This window comes from Vagococcus sp., assembly GCF_052102835.1.
In the GTDB taxonomy this organism is placed as follows: domain Bacteria; phylum Bacillota; class Bacilli; order Lactobacillales; family Vagococcaceae; genus Vagococcus.
Genome location: NZ_JBQEIL010000006.1, coordinates 168,349 through 185,749 on the forward strand (window position 1 = coordinate 168,349; position 17,401 = coordinate 185,749).

21 protein-coding genes and 1 pseudogene are annotated in these 17,401 nt (G+C 31.7%); 7 read left to right on the forward strand and 15 right to left on the reverse strand.

Translation table 11 applies throughout. The annotated features are described in order from the left end of the window. The 4 genes from ACTJFD_RS07900 to gnd form a co-directional block, all read right to left on the reverse strand. On the reverse strand, positions 1-880 hold an 880-nt coding region (locus tag ACTJFD_RS07900), incomplete at its 3' end, for a MucBP domain-containing protein (protein WP_442260795.1). A gap of 599 nt (positions 881-1,479) precedes the next feature. Next, positions 1,480-2,826, reverse strand: coding sequence for a GntP family permease (locus ACTJFD_RS07905; RefSeq protein ID WP_442260796.1), 1,347 nt, complete (start codon positions 2,824-2,826; stop codon positions 1,480-1,482). Between the two features lie 4 nt (positions 2,827-2,830). Then, positions 2,831-4,369 (reverse strand): gluconokinase, encoded by a 1,539-nt coding sequence (gntK, locus tag ACTJFD_RS07910; RefSeq protein ID WP_442260797.1) that lies wholly within the window; start codon positions 4,367-4,369, stop codon positions 2,831-2,833. 7 nt (positions 4,370-4,376) lie between these two features. Continuing rightward, positions 4,377-5,372, reverse strand: coding sequence for a phosphogluconate dehydrogenase (NAD(+)-dependent, decarboxylating) (gene gnd, locus ACTJFD_RS07915; protein ID WP_442260798.1), 996 nt, complete (start codon positions 5,370-5,372; stop codon positions 4,377-4,379). Between the two features lie 35 nt (positions 5,373-5,407). On the opposite strand from gnd, the gene ACTJFD_RS07920 reads away from it, so the two are divergent. Further along, positions 5,408-6,262, forward strand: coding sequence for a MurR/RpiR family transcriptional regulator (locus tag ACTJFD_RS07920; protein ID WP_442260799.1), 855 nt, complete (start codon positions 5,408-5,410; stop codon positions 6,260-6,262). 425 nt (positions 6,263-6,687) lie between these two features. Here ACTJFD_RS07920 and yeiL read toward each other — a convergent pair whose 3' ends face one another. Then, positions 6,688-7,350 carry a transcriptional regulator YeiL gene (gene yeiL, locus ACTJFD_RS07925; protein WP_442260800.1) on the reverse strand — a complete coding sequence of 221 codons (663 nt, stop codon included), beginning with the start codon at positions 7,348-7,350 and terminating at the stop codon, positions 6,688-6,690. 97 nt (positions 7,351-7,447) lie between these two features. Between yeiL and ACTJFD_RS07930 the strand changes: the two genes are divergently transcribed. Further along, positions 7,448-8,047 (forward strand): hypothetical protein, encoded by a 600-nt coding sequence (locus tag ACTJFD_RS07930; protein ID WP_442260801.1) that lies wholly within the window; start codon positions 7,448-7,450, stop codon positions 8,045-8,047. Positions 8,048-8,382: 335 nt separating this feature from the next. Here the strand turns inward: ACTJFD_RS07930 and ACTJFD_RS07935 are convergent, their stop codons facing one another. Beyond that, positions 8,383-9,036 carry a hypothetical protein gene (locus ACTJFD_RS07935; protein WP_442260802.1) on the reverse strand — a complete coding sequence of 218 codons (654 nt, stop codon included), beginning with the start codon at positions 9,034-9,036 and terminating at the stop codon, positions 8,383-8,385. A gap of 220 nt (positions 9,037-9,256) precedes the next feature. Here ACTJFD_RS07935 and ACTJFD_RS07940 point away from each other — a divergent pair, with 220 nt between their 5' ends. Beyond that, complete coding sequence (locus ACTJFD_RS07940; protein ID WP_442260803.1) at positions 9,257-9,478, forward strand: hypothetical protein; 222 nt, start codon at positions 9,257-9,259, stop codon at positions 9,476-9,478. 172 nt (positions 9,479-9,650) lie between these two features. Here ACTJFD_RS07940 and ACTJFD_RS07945 read toward each other — a convergent pair whose 3' ends face one another. The 3 genes from ACTJFD_RS07945 to ACTJFD_RS07955 all read right to left on the reverse strand — a co-directional run bounded on the left by ACTJFD_RS07945 (position 9,651) and on the right by ACTJFD_RS07955 (position 10,432). Further along, on the reverse strand, positions 9,651-9,836 hold the full coding sequence (locus ACTJFD_RS07945) for a hypothetical protein (protein WP_442260804.1): 186 nt from the start codon (positions 9,834-9,836) through the stop codon (positions 9,651-9,653). 28 nt (positions 9,837-9,864) lie between these two features. Continuing rightward, entirely contained in the window at positions 9,865-10,167 is a 303-nt protein-coding gene (locus ACTJFD_RS07950; RefSeq protein WP_442260805.1) for a hypothetical protein, read from the reverse strand. A gap of 73 nt (positions 10,168-10,240) precedes the next feature. Then, positions 10,241-10,432, reverse strand: coding sequence for a hypothetical protein (locus tag ACTJFD_RS07955; protein WP_442260806.1), 192 nt, complete (start codon positions 10,430-10,432; stop codon positions 10,241-10,243). Positions 10,433-10,697: 265 nt separating this feature from the next. Here ACTJFD_RS07955 and ACTJFD_RS07960 point away from each other — a divergent pair, with 265 nt between their 5' ends. From ACTJFD_RS07960 to ACTJFD_RS07975, 4 genes and pseudogenes are all read left to right on the forward strand, one after another. Beyond that, entirely contained in the window at positions 10,698-10,997 is a 300-nt protein-coding gene (locus ACTJFD_RS07960; RefSeq protein WP_442260807.1) for a helix-turn-helix domain-containing protein, read from the forward strand. Positions 10,998-11,010: 13 nt separating this feature from the next. Further along, on the forward strand, positions 11,011-11,415 hold the full coding sequence (locus ACTJFD_RS07965; RefSeq protein WP_442260808.1) for an ImmA/IrrE family metallo-endopeptidase: 405 nt from the start codon (positions 11,011-11,013) through the stop codon (positions 11,413-11,415). A gap of 83 nt (positions 11,416-11,498) precedes the next feature. Continuing rightward, a complete protein-coding gene (locus tag ACTJFD_RS07970) occupies positions 11,499-12,428 on the forward strand; it encodes an exonuclease domain-containing protein (protein ID WP_442260809.1) in 930 nt (309 codons plus the stop codon). Positions 12,429-12,954: 526 nt separating this feature from the next. Further along, a pseudogene (locus ACTJFD_RS07975) lies at positions 12,955-13,928 on the forward strand (IS3 family transposase). Positions 13,929-14,133: 205 nt separating this feature from the next. On the opposite strand, the gene ACTJFD_RS07980 reads toward ACTJFD_RS07975, so the two are convergent. The 6 genes from ACTJFD_RS07980 to ACTJFD_RS08005 all read right to left on the reverse strand — a co-directional run bounded on the left by ACTJFD_RS07980 (position 14,134) and on the right by ACTJFD_RS08005 (position 17,202). Beyond that, a complete protein-coding gene (locus tag ACTJFD_RS07980) occupies positions 14,134-14,331 on the reverse strand; it encodes a hypothetical protein (RefSeq protein WP_442260810.1) in 198 nt (65 codons plus the stop codon). Between the two features lie 2 nt (positions 14,332-14,333). Next, positions 14,334-14,534, reverse strand: coding sequence for a hypothetical protein (locus tag ACTJFD_RS07985; RefSeq protein WP_442260811.1), 201 nt, complete (start codon positions 14,532-14,534; stop codon positions 14,334-14,336). 62 nt (positions 14,535-14,596) lie between these two features. Beyond that, on the reverse strand, positions 14,597-14,797 hold the full coding sequence (locus tag ACTJFD_RS07990) for a hypothetical protein (protein WP_442260812.1): 201 nt from the start codon (positions 14,795-14,797) through the stop codon (positions 14,597-14,599). Then, entirely contained in the window at positions 14,794-15,756 is a 963-nt protein-coding gene (locus ACTJFD_RS07995; protein ID WP_442260817.1) for a polymorphic toxin type 50 domain-containing protein, read from the reverse strand. The genes ACTJFD_RS07990 and ACTJFD_RS07995 overlap by 4 nt, the downstream gene beginning before the upstream one ends. Before the next feature lie 229 nt (positions 15,757-15,985). Further along, complete coding sequence (locus ACTJFD_RS08000) at positions 15,986-16,255, reverse strand: hypothetical protein (protein ID WP_442260813.1); 270 nt, start codon at positions 16,253-16,255, stop codon at positions 15,986-15,988. Next, the gene (locus ACTJFD_RS08005; RefSeq protein WP_442260818.1) at positions 16,240-17,202 is read right to left on the reverse strand and encodes a minor capsid protein; all 963 of its coding nucleotides are present in this window, start codon (positions 17,200-17,202) and stop codon (positions 16,240-16,242) included. Before ACTJFD_RS08005 ends, ACTJFD_RS08000 begins: the two co-directional genes overlap by 16 nt. Positions 17,203-17,401 lie beyond the last annotated feature (199 nt).

The window sequence follows — 17,401 nt, forward strand, 5'->3', positions numbered from 1 at the left end:
CTGTCGAGGCCAATGGTTGACCAGAAACATCTTGATAATAAACAGTCACTTCAGCGCCTTTCACCACGTCTTTTGTATAAATATAATGAACCGATTGAGACGTTGCTGTGAACTTACCCGTAGCGTTATCTTCCTTGACCTCTTTAAAGGTATAACCAGGAATATCTTTTTGTTTTGATGTGTAACTATCGCCTACATTTCCGGTTAAAACTTCTGTCGAGGCCAATGGTTGACCAGAAACATCTTGATAATAAACAGTCACTTCAGCTTTGATTGGCTTAATTTTATTTTCAGATGTATAAATATAGCCTATATAATTGTAACCAGATAGATTTTCCGGCTCTAAATTACTTACGGCTCCTTTTGGTAATTTTACAATTGCACTAGGTTTTAATAAATTTATTTCGACAGCTTTGACTTTATTGACGTATGTATTTAAACCCAAACCCCCTAATAAAATAAATATTATTAAAATTTTATCTATTTTTTTCTTTTTGTAGACAAAGATATACAAAGACAAACCAGTAATTAATAGCCCTATTATTAAAGTATTTGTATTAAATAACTGCTCATTTGTTTTAGGCAATGTCTTGTTTATATTACTCTTGGGTGTTGTAGAATTAACTTCTTTTGTTTTTTTACGTTCATAAACAAAAATATAATTTTCAAAATCATTAGATAAGACTTCTTTAGGATTGCCTTTTATAATATCTTTTTTTTCTAAATTAGTTAACGTTTCTAAATCTTTATACTGATAAGATACTGTACTTAATTCTCCCTCCGCTTGAACTGATACTGGATAAATAATTGAAAATAACAAAATAAGCAATAATAATAAAAAATTAATTGAAAATGCTGTTTGTTTTTTAATTTTATTCATAAAAAAACCCCTTCCATTTCGTTTATTATAACTTACTTAGTTAACAAAAAGAGTTTTTATCTAAAAAAAACTTATTTTATTCATACATTTTATCTTAAAAAACAAAATGAAGTAGAATACGAAGTCATTGAACAACAAAATAACCCTTGTAATTACAATACATCATCATATCCACAAGAATTTAGCTACTTATGAAACAAGTTGTACCATAATATTACCAAATGATCTCTTACATTCTGTCTTGTTCTTGTGAAAAAAATTATCCTTGGATTTAAAATTGATTCGGCAACTGTCATAGCATCGTCCTTTTGATGTCTTGATTTTAACATTCTATGTGTTGCATTTATGATAAACAATTAAATAGTCTTTATTTATATGTTCATAATATATTTTTCTGTTTCCTTTTTATATTAACATTGATATCTTGATATCCTATTAGTAAATAGTAATGATTGAACAATAAAAAAACAGCAAGCTATCTTTAATGATCAAATGACCGCTTGCTGTTTAACGTTATTATTTAGTTTTAAAATAAAATATAAATAATATCTAATCTAAAGTACACAATATTTAAATAGTAATTTTTGAAATATAATATTTTAAACAATTCCATTCAATAATAAAGCTCCAACTAATCCTACAACGGATATTATTGTTTCCAACACTGACCAAGTTAAAAATGTTTCTTTCATTGATAAATCAAAATATTCTTTAAACATCCAAAAACCAGCATCATTTACATGACTGAAAAAAATACTTCCAGCTCCTGTAGCAATAACCATTAGTGCTGGATTAGTCCCTGTTGAAATCATTAATGGTGCTACTAATCCTGCAGCAGTCAATGCAGCCACTGTAGCAGATCCTAATGCTAACCGTAAAATAACCGCTATTACCCATGCAAGAATAATTGGTGACAGGCTACTACCTTTGAATAATTCTGCTACGTAGTTACCAACACCACCATCTATTAAAACTTGCTTGAAAGCGCCCCCGCCACCGATAATTAATAGCATCATAGCGATTTGCTTAATGGACTGTTCCATGGAAATCATTAATTTTTTCATCGATATATGACGACGCAATCCCATTGTATAAATTGCCACTAATAAGGAAATTAACATCGCTACACTTGGATTACCTAAAAATAATATAATATTATCAAAAAAATTTAAACTTGTTTTTCCTTCTAATAGCAACATACTATAAATTGTTGACATCGCCATTAAAATGACTGGAAATAAAGAAGTCAAGGTACTTAGTAAGAAACTAGGTGTTTCTTCTAATTTAAATTCTTTTTGTTTTCCTAATGCAGTTAAATTACCTGAACGATTAAAAGCATCGGGTACAAATTTTTTAGCAAATTTTGTATAAACAGGACCTGCAAGAATAACAGAAGGAATAGCAATTAACAACCCATATAATAATACCATACCGATATTCGCCCCATAAATACCCGCAATCGCAGTTGGAGCAGGATGTGGCGGCAAAAATCCATGTGTAACAGACAGTGCTGCAACCATTGGAATTCCTAGATAGAGTATTGACACACCTAATTCAGCAGATATCGCAAAAATTATTGGCAATAATAGCACAAGACCGACTTCAAAAAACAGCGCGATACCAATAATAAATGAAGCTAGAACAACAGCTATTTGAATAAATTTACGTCCAAACTTGTCAATTAACGTGTGAGCTATACGAAAAGCCCCACCTGCATCAGCTACTAATTTCCCCAGCATTGCCCCAAATCCAAAAACTAAAGCTAAGTGACCGAGTTGAGATCCTATCCCCGCTTCAATCGTTCCAGGTATTTGGTCGAGTGGCATACCTAACATTATTGCTACTAAAAAAGATACAATAACTAATGATACAAATGTATTTAATTTAACCTTAACAATTAAGGCTAATAGAATGGCAACACCTAAAGCAACAATTACTAGTTCCATTTTCTCACCCCTTATATTTTCTTTGATATTCTGTAATAGCTGAATATTCATCATTCAGTATTCTACTTAATCTAATGAATATCGGTAATAATTGACGATATGCAGAAAAATTTTCTTCATTAGGAACGTGCTTATGGGTAGTTCCTACCATATCTTTGACAACAGACAAGTCATCTACAATCCCCAAAGATTTCAAACCCAAAACAGCCGCACCTAGACACGAACTTTCAAAGCTTTCTGGAATAATAACATCACGTTCAAAAATATCAGCCAACATTTGTTTCCATAAGTTTGAGCGAGCAAAACCACCCGTTGCTTGAATTGATTTAGGGGAACCTGAAACTTCTTCTAAGGCCAACAATACTGTATATAAATTAAATACAATACCTTCCAAAGCTGAGCGTAACATGTGAGCACGAGTATGATTTCTATTTAATCCAAAATAAGTCCCACGAGCATCTGCATTCCAAAGAGGAGCACGTTCACCACCAAGATATGGTAAAAAAATCAGTCCATCAGAACCGGCAGGAATTTTTTGAGCCATATCAGTTAATAAATCGTAGCTATCAATTTTCATTTGTGCCGCTGTTTCTTTTTCCGGTGTAAACAACTGATCTCTTACCCAACGAAAAACAATCCCACCATTATTAACAGGTCCTCCTAAAACATACATATCTTCAGTTAAAACATAACAAAATAAACGGCCTTTAGGATCTGTCACAGGATGATTTACCACTGTTCTAATCGCACCACTTGTACCAATTGTTAAAGCCAAAACACCTTCTTCAATAGCATTAACACCTAAGTTAGATAACACACCGTCACTTGCCCCAATAATAAAAGGTACCTCTTTAGGTAAACCGATAACTTCCGCATAAGCTGGATTTAATCCAATCATTTGATAAGTTGTTGAGACAAGTTCAGGTAGTTGATCTCGACGTAAACCTAAAAATTCTAGAACATCCGAATCCCAATCCAAGTCAAAAATATTAAATAATCCTGTTGCTGAAGCAATCGAATAGTCCATTTTTAATTCACCAAATAATCGATATAAAACATATTCTTTAATTCCAACAACTTTATGAATTTTTGAAAATAAATCAGGTTTTTCATTCTTTATCCATAATAACTTTGATAAAGGTGCCATAGGATGAATAGGCGTTCCCGTTTTTTCATATATTTTTTGACCTAGTCCACTTTTCTTTAATTCATCGCTATAAAAAGTGGCCCTATTATCTGCCCATGTGATTGAGCGTGTTATGGGTTTCATCTCATGGTCTAATAAAATTAAACTATGCATTGCTGACGAAAAAGATACACCAACAATTTCTGTTACTGGAACATCTGATCGTCGAATAACTTGAGTTAAGCCATCAACTACTGCCTCAAAAATCTCATCAACATCCTGTTCTGCCATATCTGGTTCATCTTGATATAATGAATAGCCAATATTAGCATAATCAATAACGTCACCACGTTGACTATATAAAACTGCTTTTGTACTTGTTGTTCCAATATCGATACCAATAATATACTGTTTCATTTTATATTTACTCTCCTTTATTAACTGAATGGCCTCCGAAACCATTTCTCAATGACGCTACGACTTTTCCTGTGAAAGTATCATCTTGTAATGAACGATATCTCATCTGTAAGGCCAATGTAATAACTGGTATTGGAACTTGTCTTTTTAGTGCTTCTTCAACTGTCCATAACCCCTCACCAGAAGAATACATCGTCCCTTTTAAACCATCTAACTTAGGATCTTCATTAAAAGCGTTTTCAGCCAATTCCATTAACCAACTACGAATAACTGATCCATTGTTCCATACTTTTGCAACAGAGGCATTCTCGTAATCATATGGACTGTGTTCTAATAAGTCAAACCCCTCACCAATCGATTGCATCATTCCATACTCAATTCCGTTATGTACCATCTTTAAATAGTGTCCACTACCTGATGGTCCAGTATATAAATAGCCACCATTTTGAGAAATCAATTGAAAAATTGGTTCAATAATAGTAAATGTTTCTAAATCGCCACCAATCATAAAGTTTCCACCATGACGTGCACCATTTTGTCCGCCAGATGAACCAACATCAAAAAAAGAAATTCCCTTTTTTTTCAAAAGTTGATACTGTTCAATCGAATCCTTATAAAAAGAATTACCACCATCTATGACTATATCTGAAGACTTTAAAGATTCACTCAATGAAGAAATAATAGTATTAGTTGTTTGACCTGCTGGTACCATTATCCAAATAATTTTTTTCTGAGGTAAGCATTTTAGTAACTGCTCCAATGAAGATACACAGATACAACCATACTGTTCTGCTTCGTCACGCAATGATTTATCAATATCATATGCAACAACATCAATATTATTATCGAGCATATTTTTCATTAGATTCATACCCATTTTTCCTAAACCGATTAAGCCAATTTTCATTATTTTTGTCCTCCTTATATTGTTTACGTTTTCATTATAAGTAATTTTTTTACATAATACAAGTTTTTTTTGTAATTCTTTTACTTTGAGTTTCATGATATACTACAGCTAAAATATGTTGGAGGATAAAAATGAAAAAAAATATAAAAAAATATATTTCAAGTTATTATAGAGATTTGAGTACTAGTGAAAAAAAAATTGCTGATTTTATTTTATCTAATCAAGCATTAGCTGCAAAAGCATCCATTCAAGAACTCAGTCAAAAAACAGGTCTATCAACTGCTACTATTTCACGTTTTTCAAAAAGATTAGGCTATAGTTCTTTTCAAGAATTTAAAATTGCCTTAAATATGAGTCAAGCGACTGATTATAACGAATTACTCGATAATTTATCAAGCAAAGATGATATTTTAACTATTTCAAAAAAAGTTTTCCGTGCAAATAAACAAGCATTAACAGATACCGAATCATTTTTGGATCAAGAAATTTTAAATAAAGCTTTTACTTTTTTAAAAAAAGCAAAAACTGTCACTTTTTTTGGGCTTGGAGCATCACAAATAGTTGCATTAGATGCCTATCATAAATTTTTACGTACAACCTTACAGTGTAACTTTCAAAGTGATTATCATATGCAGTTAATGGCGGCAGCTAAATTAGACAAAAATGATTGTGGTATTATTATCTCTCATTCTGGTAGAAATACTGAAATGATGCGTATCGGACAAATACTAAGTGATAACAATGTTCCCATTATTTGTATTACTAGCCATATAGATTCTCCTCTTGCAAAACTTGCTAATATTACACTGTTATCAGTTGCTGAAGAAACTAACTATCGACCAGAGACAATGTCCGCAATGATTGCTCAATTGTCTATAGTTGATTGTTTATTTATGATTTATTCTATGGCTGATAATAAATTAAATAAAGTCATCCGTGAACAAGTTCGTGAGGTTATTCAAGATACACGTGCTATTGAACAGTGAGACAGTATTAGCTTTCAATAGATAAATAAACTTATTAAATGCTTAAAAAACCTATAAAATTTTAATGGTCTTCAACTAATTATTCACTTCTCCAACAATAAGTCATACTGTAAAACAAGTTTTTTAAATGTTATACCATCATTGTTTTACTGTCATTTTTATGATTTTACCCTCTCCTCTTTAATTGGTTGAGGACGTTGACATCTTCATTAGAACCTAAACATTAGCAAAACAATTGAAATATAACACACCCTAAAGTTAGATTTTTTAGAATAAAGAAATCTAACTTTTAGAGTTGCATACATTCTAAATTAATTAGTAAATAATCACTTAATTTTGGATACAAAAAAATAGCACCTAACCTTTTTGTTGGTTAAATGCTATTTATGCGTCCAGTAAGTTTCTAATGTAGTAAACAATAATCATTAATCATTCATTTCATTTATAAGCTCTTTTAATTGCCATCTATTGATTAGATAGTCCTTACCTTGTTTGATCAAATAACCTTCCTCCGTGATCTTGTTTAAGACATGTGTATAATGCCTATAACTAACACCAAGGTATTCTGCGATTTCAACGTGTTTTTCATGGTAAATATCATTCATTTCAGCTTGTAAAATAAACTCTGCCAACCGATACTTTAATTCATAAGTTTGATTTCTAGAAAAATGCTCCATACGAATAAGGAGCTTTTCTCCAATATATTGGGCAATTTTCTTAAAAAATGATCCATCTGATTTTTGAATTTCCTTCATTGGTATAGCCAAACAAACGGTATTCCCTATTGCTAACACATCCTTGGGGACCTTTTCCGCTCCAACTGCTGTTAAATCTCCAATAAAATCTCCAGCTGTTAAAAATTGAAGTAAGTTTTTCTTCCCATTTTCGTGAGTAACATAGATTTTCGCTCTACCTTGTAGTAAAAAGAAAAGCTGATCCAGGGGTTTCGTTGCTTGTGTAATATATTCATTATTCTTATATTCTCTGATTTTAGCCATGTCTAGCATCTGATTTGAAAAGTAGTATTGAATATTTTCTAAATCAGCTGTGCTTAATCCGTGATAAGCTTGTAAACTAGTTTGCTTCATTTTTCCACCTCAATAATAGGAGATATCTCCTATTATCATAGCATACTTCTCGTTTATACTAAACAGGTAATAAATCAAGATTAAAGGAGTGTTTCTCATGAATAACATCATTAAAACGTTTATTTTTTATGTTTTCAGTGCTTTTGGTATCAGCTTAACCATTAAAGCCAGTGTTGGGGTAAGTAGCTTCAATTCCATGAATGTCGCATTAGCTGAAGTCCTTTCAATTAAAGTTGGTACGATTACAACGGCAATCAATTTAGGGTTCCTGTTATTGTGCTTACTTCTTTCTAAGAAAAATGTTTTAAAAGACTATCTGCTTATGTTTAGCGCACTTATTTTCTTTGGCATCGTTATTAACTTTTTTCTCTATGATATTCTCGCTAGCTTTACCTTTAAGAGTTACTTCTTAAACGTTGGACTCTTTATTTTAGGAACAGTTATTGCTGGTTTTGGAACTGGACAAGTGTTAGCAATTGGAGTTCTCAACTTTCCCATCGAATATTTTTGCGAATTAATGGCTACTAAAACTGTTCATTCATTTGCTCGATATCGTTACGGGCTTGATATTTTCTTCGTCCTTACTTCGCTCACACTATCATTTTTATTTCATTTTCCAATTTTAATTAGAGAAGGAACCCTGCTAAGTTTGTTGCTACTCTCTGGCATCATTTCTTGGTCAAAAAACTTAAAATAATAAAAAAGAGAGTGTACCAAAAGCTTAACAAAGCAAAAATGTGAGGAGCCTAATGAACGGTTTCTCAACAACAGAACAGACATCTGGTCTAACTTTAACTCTTTTGGGTATTTTCATTCTTCACCTCTTTAATTTTGGGTACAAAAATAGCACCTAACCTTTTTATTGGTTAAACGCTATTCTATTAAAACCAAAAAACGACCAGGCATTCAGTCTGGTCGCAAAAGAGGTGTTGGATAATTCCAAATTAACAAAATCTTACTGACTACTTTTACTCTTTAATAAGAGCAAAGAAGGGCGGAGGACCCTCTCAATTATTATTGATGGTTGTATTGCTAATTGTTTATTTTATCCTTTATCATCAACAATAAAATATATAAAGTTATAAATAAATCAAGAACTAAATAAATAATAGTTTTTAAAATTTCGAATAAACCAATAAATATCACTCTAGAAAATTCATAAACTTTAATGCTGATTAATGTCGGCATTAACCCTATCGTTATTAATGAAGCTACCGTTTCGACCATTTTCTCACCATTTGAGTTTTCAAAGAAATAAAGTGAGATTAAAAAAGGAATAAGTATTGATAATAATAAATCACAAATTTTATTTATCCAATAGTATGTATCACAAATTACGTTATAAATATTATATTGTACACGTTTATTTTCGCCTACAATTTTTTCATTTAATTTATTAAATCTGATATTTTTTGATAATAAAGTAACTAAAAAAGCAGTAACTAAAATATACAAAAAAGTTATAAAAAAACTGCTTAAATTACCCAACATAGATGATTTAATAACTTCTAATACTTTAAAAACTTGTTTTATTTCTTTAAAATCTGGTAAAAAAAGCTGAGTGAAGACAACTGCTAACATAACATATAATAAGCCAAAACCTAAAGCTACCGAATTATCTTCTGGGTTTTTAGAAGTCTTAAATTTTCTTAAAAATTCAACACATATTTTCTTTATCCCTTTCATAGTATCACTTCCATTTTCTATAAATTATACTAAAAAAGAGAAGTCTGCGCACCATTTAATAACGTATTATTCAACTTTTCCATGCCAACAACTGAATTAATAGTTTCTTTCTCTCTATCAGTTAAATAACTCACGTAATCATCCAGCTGCTTCAATTCATCTTCTGTCTAGTCAAGTGTAACCTATTCACTGAAATACCTGATAAGGTGGTGAAAAAAATATGGGACTTAGCCCTAAACCTACTAATCACATAAACTCATTCGCTTGGAAAGTGTTAGATCATTGGTTGAAACTTCAATTTGAATCAAATACAACTGGATTTCCTTTTGCTGATGTCAATTTAAATTTCTACTCTCTTTCTAAAGATGAAATAATTAATGAAACTAAAGCTAAAGGTTATTCTGTTGAAGATTTAGGAAATAATATTTTAAGATTTACTTAGTTCATGGACCTTTTTAGTCAATTTCAACGCACAGTCAGTAAGTTGAATCAAATTACTCTAATGCTCCTTGCTACTCTCAATAGTTTGGAGTATTTTTGTTTGTTTCTTTTATTCAGCTAAAATTTGTCTTAGTAAACTAAATACACCATCTTTATTTTTCTTACTCATTTCCTTATCCCTCCACTCTCTCAATACTTACTAACTCAAACATCTTGTACTGATTAACCACATCTTGAAAGCTAGCTGCTTCAATTTTGTTTGTTACTTCCTTCCCACTAACGATTGCTACAACTTTAAATTTTTGCATGTCTTTTCTATTCTTCTCTACCAAATAAGATGTGATATGCATCAACAGCATGATTATTAATAATAGCCCCCATTTTGAATTATAAAAAATAGTTAACGCTAATCACAAAATAAAAACATATAAATGGGATACTACATACTGATATAAATTTTTCACTCGTTTTCATTCTCCTTTCATATTCTGTTTCAATCATAAATTTATCAATTTCTTGCATGTCAATACGAAACGTTCCATCAATTTTAGTGATTGGAAGACCTTTAACTAACCATTTCTCAGATGTCGGTTCTGATATATCTACGTAAATACATGCATTTTTCTTATTAAGATAACGAGATTTAACTGCATAATTCTTTTCAATACTTTTTAAATTCTTATCTACCATAATTAAAATCTTGTCCATGATTTTATTCATGAAGTTATCACTTAAAACTTGCATAGGTTAAACGCCTACCTCATCATCTAATTTTGTAATATTCAATAATAGACGTTAATGTGTCATGAGCTTTCTTACTTTTATTTTCTCCACCCAAGTAGTCGTTTAAATCCTGTTTGGGAATATCAAAATAAGTTGCCACCGTCACAAGTGAGATATCCCTCTCGTCAAAATACTTATGAATCTTATCTCTTGCTGTTGATGTATCTGGCATTTATGTAAGCCTCCTTATATATATTAGTAAGTTAAAACGATAGAAAAAATGCTATTATAATTGACGATAAATAGCTTAAATGCTATCATGAAATTATAGTTAAATAAGCCTATAAACCTTTAGTGTTACCTAAAACTTCCGCCAAGACGTTTTAAATTAAGGTGTTTTTAGTTTTCTTTTTTTTCTATCAAATTAACTTATATACACAGCATAATAATTTAAAAGATATTTTATTTTCGTGTATGTCATAGAAAGGCTGATAAAAGTGACTTTAACAGAGAAAATAAAAGAGCTAGCAGATAACAAAAATACTAATTTTGCTGAAGTGGAAAGAAAAATTGGTCTGTCAAATGGTCAAATTAGGAGATGGGACACTTCATCGCCAAAAGCAGAAAACTTAGAAAAAGTAGCCGACTACTTCAACGTGTCTGTAGATTACTTGCTAGGACGTGAAGAAAAAACTTCCTTGGTAGCGTTTGCGTTCGATGGTGAACCTATTAGAGATGAAGAAATGGAGTTTTTACTTTCAGTATTGGATGCGAAAAGGAAAGCAGAAAAGAAATAAGGTGAGTGATTGTATGCATGAAGTAGATAGTAAGTTAATAACAAAAATTAAAGGGATGGGATTAGATTTAGTTTTTGCAGACAACATTAGCCGAAATGGTGTCTATATAGCAAAAAAGAAAACAATCATTATTAATTCTAAGTTGTTAGATTATGAAAATGAAGATTTTAAAGTCGCTCATGAGTTAGCTCACTGCATAAAAAAACATGGAGAGTTAGTTGTTTACTATAACGCCATTTGCTTAGCAAGAATGAGACTAGAGCATGAAGCTAATCAAATCGCTATCTTGTTAGAAATTTATCTAAATAATTATGATGGTGAGAAAGATGAGTTGAACACATTTTGTTTCATGGAATACTATAAAATAGAACATCGATTCGAAATTAGAGTTCGTGAAGCTACGCTAAATTACAAATAAAAAAGCACCGCTCTTCCCTGCAAAGTTTGAGTGATGTTTATATTGGTACTCTAAAACTATTATATCATATTGGAGGAATTGAAATGAGTGTTAACTTTGTTGCTATAGATTTCGAAACTGCAAACCAAAATAGAGCTTCTGCATGTTCTGTTGGATTAGTAAAAATTATAAACGGAGAGGTTCAAGATACTTTTTATTCTTTAATAAACCCTGAAGATGAATTTGATTATTTCAATATTAGTATCCATGGAATAACATCTGATATGGTTTCCAACTCACCAACATATCCCGATGTAATAAGCCAAATAAACACTTTTGTTTCAGGATTTCCTCTAGTAGCCCATTATGCACCGTTTGATATGGGGGTCATTAGAGATTCTAACGATAGGTATAATATAAAAAATTTCAAAGCAAACTATTTTGATAGTTATTACTTATCAAAACAGTATATACAATCCATCAGTTATAAATTAGATTATTTAAGTGGACAATTAGGGTTTAACTTTAAACATCACAATGCTTTAGAAGATGCAATGGCTTGTGCTAATTTAATCTTATTTCTATGTAAAAAGAATGGTGCACAAGATGTTCAAACACTATTAGAAAATGCTAGATACCCTAAATTAGGTGTCATTGAAGGTAGTTCAGGATCAGGATTTAGACGTAAAAAAAGCCATAAGTTAAGCCAGGATTTAAATATAAAAGAAATATTGGAGTCCGTAGATAGACTCTCTCTCAACAAAGAACATCCTTTCTATAACACACATGCCTGTTTTACTGGCAAACTTCAAAGTATGACTAGACATTCTGCCATGAATTTGTTTGCCCAATATGGTGGGTTTCCTGAAAAAAATGTTACAAAAAAAGTGAATTTTTTAATAATGGGAGAACAAGACTTTAGAGTTGTTGGCGACGAATTAAAATCTTCCAAGATTTTAAAAGCTGAAAAATTATTAAGCCAAGGCCAAGATATCCAACTATTAACTGAAGATGACTTTTTAAAAATGATATAGGAGTTAAAATATGATAAAAAAATTACGTTCAATAATAACTTAACTTACTTATTTAAAGATATTTCCAATGCAGAAAAAAATAAATTAGGTATAGCTTCTGGTGAATCCGTGCTACTCTATATATACGAAAATGACAAATTTTACTTTACCGCAGATATCAAATTTAGTTAAGTATAATTCTGTTAAAAATACCAAGGATGCAACACAATTAGAAAGGTTCTTCGTCAAATCGTGTGGATGAGTTCCTAAATTGAATAAAATGAAAGTTAAAGCAGAGCCGTATATTTGAAATATTGCTGCACAGACTAATTAAATCCACCATGCCAATATGTATATTCAGAAACATTCAATAACAAACATAATACTTATACTTTATTCAAATTCATAGATTGTTTTTGAATAGGTTACACTTAGTTGAACAATAAAGATAAGGTGTCTATACTTAATAAAAAACAGAGTAGGAGCTTATCTCATAACAACTAACAGAAAAACAAGACGGACCTTCAAAGAATCATTTAAGAAACAAATGGTGGAACTCTACAAATCAGGAAAATCTAGAAAAGATATTCTAAGAGAATATGATTTAACACCCTCAACTTTTGATAAATGGGTCAAATAGTACAATCAGTCAGGCTCATTCAAAGAGAAAGATAATTTGACGCTGGAAGAAAAAGAATTGCGTGAATGACGAAAACTAAATAAAGAGTTGATGATGGAGAATGATATTTTAAAGTAAGCAGCGCTGATATTCGGACGAAAGTAGAAGTTGTTAGAAAAAATAAAAAAAGTACAGTGTATCAGCGATGTGCCGAAAATTAGAGATTTCTCGTGGGGCTTATTATTATGAAGTCAAAAGAAAAGGATCAGAGGCTATTTTAGAAAAAGCAGTCATTGAGTCATTTACAGGTAGTCGCAACTCCTACGGAGCAAGACAGATTAAGGATGATTTAAACGATCAAGAATTCATTGTTTCTAGGAGAAAAATACGCCGAATCATGAATAAGTTCAATTTCGTTTCGAGCTATACAACACTGAAATTCAAACCTCAAGTAACGAATAAAAATGAACAGAAAATCGATAATGTTTTATCATGTCAATTTGATAGAATGCAACCTATAGAAGCGCTATCAACAGATTTAGCTTATGTTAAAGCAAATCAAAAGTGGCATTATGTTTGCTTTATTCAATCGAGAAATAGTTGGCTATTCCAGTCGTCTTAACAAATCTATGAACCTTGTGTTACAGGCAATCCAAACGATTGAACAACCATTAGATGATGTTGAAATTTTTCATACAGACCGAGGAAAAGAATTTGATAACTAAAGTATTGACAAATTATTGGATGTCTTTCAGATTGATCTTACTTACCAACAATCTTTTGACTCATTGTTTGAACTACAATATGAGTTAATGGATTATATTAATTGGTGGAATAAGTTTAGAAAACATGGAAAGATTGGGTATCATTCCCGATTAATTACCGTTTATATTGGGAATTGAAACAGGCTATTTAGCAGGATATAAAATAACTATCTAAAGAAAATAAAAACCTTATAATTTTTGTACAGAAAAGTGTTGCCAATTCAACATGACCAAACAACAAAAATATCAAACTCTGGTATTGTGTCACTTTTGTCTAAATGCTCTTTTGCATATTCTTGTACAAATTGCATACACTTCACAATAAATTTTTGATTGTCCATGATTATTTTCCTTCCTCATCAATTCCCAGAAAACTATAACCAGTAATCGAAACATTACTAAAATATGTTTTATTGTAAGTTCCTGTAGCTTTGTCTCTATATTCAAAACTTATTCCAAAGCTTTCTCTGTTGAAGTTTTCAACATTGTTAAAGATATAACTCATACCATTTTGTGATAAAATACAGATTTTCTTACTCATAATCAATTCCTCCTATATTTTTCTGTCAACGCAAACGTTCGCTCGTATTCGTCTTGTAGCGCTAATATTTGCATTGGTGACAAATAGTGTTTATCTAAAATACGTTCTAACTGTCTGCACTTATTCATCAAAGCGCCCCAAACGATATCTTTATCCGACTTTTTACAAACGCCATCCTGATTGATAATAACTTCCAAATTCATCACTCCTTCACTTAATTTTGGGTACAAAAATAGCACCTAACCTTTTTATTGGTTAAATGCTATTAGTTGATTATTTCAATTCCTTTTACTTCGCTTTCGTTGAAACCAAAGTATTTATGTTTACTGGTTTCGATAGTAATTTCATCATAAAATTCATCTTCAGTATCTAGTTTACCAGTGAAGCCATTACAAAATCCTTCTAAAACTTGCGCATCAGTAAATGTAACTCTTATTTTCTTCCCAAGATATTGGTGAAGATTCATTCTTGACCTCTCCCTTCATATGGAACGATATGTGTTCGTTTTTTTGAATAATGTATCTTGAAGTAATTTGTTTTACTTTCATTGCCTTGATTAACTACTACCCCTTCAAACACTTTAGCATAAACAATTTCTTTGTTACTTCTGCCGTTTTTATTGAATTCTACATTACCTGTACCAGCATACTTATCGAATAACTCTTGAACATCAACATCATCTTCAAAGTAGCTCTTGCCTTTAGCAACTGTAGATTTCATATGTGGAGTTTGTTTATCTTGATTGATGACTGAACCAAATCGACCATCTTTCAAACGAGATTTAACGAAGTAATTATCTTTAAGACTTTCCCATTCGTTACCATCATTATACTTCATTTCTTGGAACTTATCGAATGATTTAGGCATATTATTAGTGCCAATAATCGACTTGTAACGATCATACTGTTTTTTATCAGAAGAACTATTTCTAGCTTTTTTCAACATTGATGAATCAGTATATTTTTCTTTCCAATCATTAAAACTCATGGAATCAATTCGTTTACCTTTTCCAGTAATTGGGTCACGTGACCACCTCTTGAGACCAGGGAAATTAACAGATGGGACAGTCGTACAACGGCAATTAGGGTGACTATCGACAATAGGACGTTTCGCATTTTTTGAACCAACAATAAATGTTTGACCGTCAAAATTTCCGCATAACTCACATGTATGAAGTTCAAGCGTGGCAAGCCATTCATACTCTTTAACACCCTTTCGCTCATAAGCAAGCTGACTTGCCTCATCAGCTAAATGAGCCATTTCAGTTTGAACTAAAGTCGTCATTCTGTTTCTAAGACCCGAGTCGATATTTTTCATCATTGCTTTAACAGTTCTATCAACACCCCAACCGTTCGTCATACTGGCTGTTAACGTCTTATCTAACTTTTTAGGTAAGTCTCTAACATAATTACCCCAAACCTTGATGAGAAGTTACCACCTTTCCAACGAGCGTTTAAGGCTGTATCAATTTGACTAGTAGTTAGACCTGCGAAGTCACTGGTCAATGAGCCCAAATCACACCTCAAACGATATCTTTATCCGAATTTTTACAAACGCGAGCCTGATTGATTACAACTTCCAAATTCATCACTCCTTCACTTCATTTTGGGTACAAAAATAGCACCTAACTCATTTTTACGTGAATTACGTGCTACTAAAGATTAGTTAAAAACTTATCTTTAAATAGAGCCAATTTTTTATAAAACCCTTTACCGTCCATGCCTGGTTCCAATGATTCTGTAATATCGAAAATATCATCTGCCATTAACGAAAGTAATGTAGGATTAGCTTCTTTCAAAAAATCGTACATTTCAGGAGAAACAAAATCCTCTAATTCAACAGATAAATCCCATGGATTAGTATCTTCATTCAACCTTTTATCAAGCAAATTCAAATAATTATCAATGATTATATTAATTTCCAAGGTTTCTCCCCTCCTTTAGGTTTCTTATTTTTACGATATACATAAGTCACGACTTCAGTTTCTTCTTTATTCTTCACAAATGCATGACCATCGTAAAACCATACTTTGCGTCCATCTTCTTGTAAATAATTGGCTTTTTGGTTAAGAATAATTAGTGCGTCATCTACAGATAAATCTGTTCTTTGCGCATAACGTCCTAGAGAATGGCTAGAAAATTCGACACCATTTTCATAGAATTCAGTATATAAATCTAGGGTTTTATCTTTAAATGGCTGATTCCATGGTTTGTTTTGGATCTCGCTGATTGTTGATACTTTTCGATTATACTTATCCCATTCACTACCACCATTATACTTCATTTGTTGAAATTTATCGAAGGAATCGGAAATGTATTTATCACCCAAAATCGACTTGTAACGATCATACTGTTTTTTATCAGAAGAACTATTTCTAGCTTTTTTCAACATTGATGAATCAGTATATTTTTCTTTCCAATCATTAAAACTCATGGAATCAATTCGTTTACCTTTTCCAGTAATTGGGTCACGTGACCACCTCTTGAGACCAGGGAAATTAACAGATGGGACAGTCGTACAACGGCAATTAGGGTGACTATCGACAATAGGACGTTTCGCATTTTTTGAACCAACAATAAATGTTTGACCGTCAAAATTTCCGCATAACTCACATGTATGAAGTTCAAGCGTGGCAAGCCATTCATACTCTTTAACACCCTTTCGCTCATAAGCAAGCTGACTTGCCTCATCAGCTAAATGAGCCATTTCAGTTTGAACTAAAGTCGTCATTCTGTTTCTAAGACCCGAGTCGATATTTTTCATCATTGCTTTAACAGTTCTATCAACACCCCAACCGTTCGTCATACTGGCTGTTAACGTCTTATCTAACTTTTTAGGTAAGTCTCTAACATAATTACCCCAAACCTTGATGAGAAGTTACCACCTTTCCAACGAGCGTTTAAGGCTGTATCAATTTGACTAGTAGTTAGACCTGCGAAGTCACTTGTTAATGAACCCAAATCACACCTCAAACGATATCTTTATCCGACTTTTTACAAACGCCATCCTGATTGATGTAAATGGCGGTGATAAAATGTAGGAAAATGGCAACTTGAAAATGTTGTTTTTC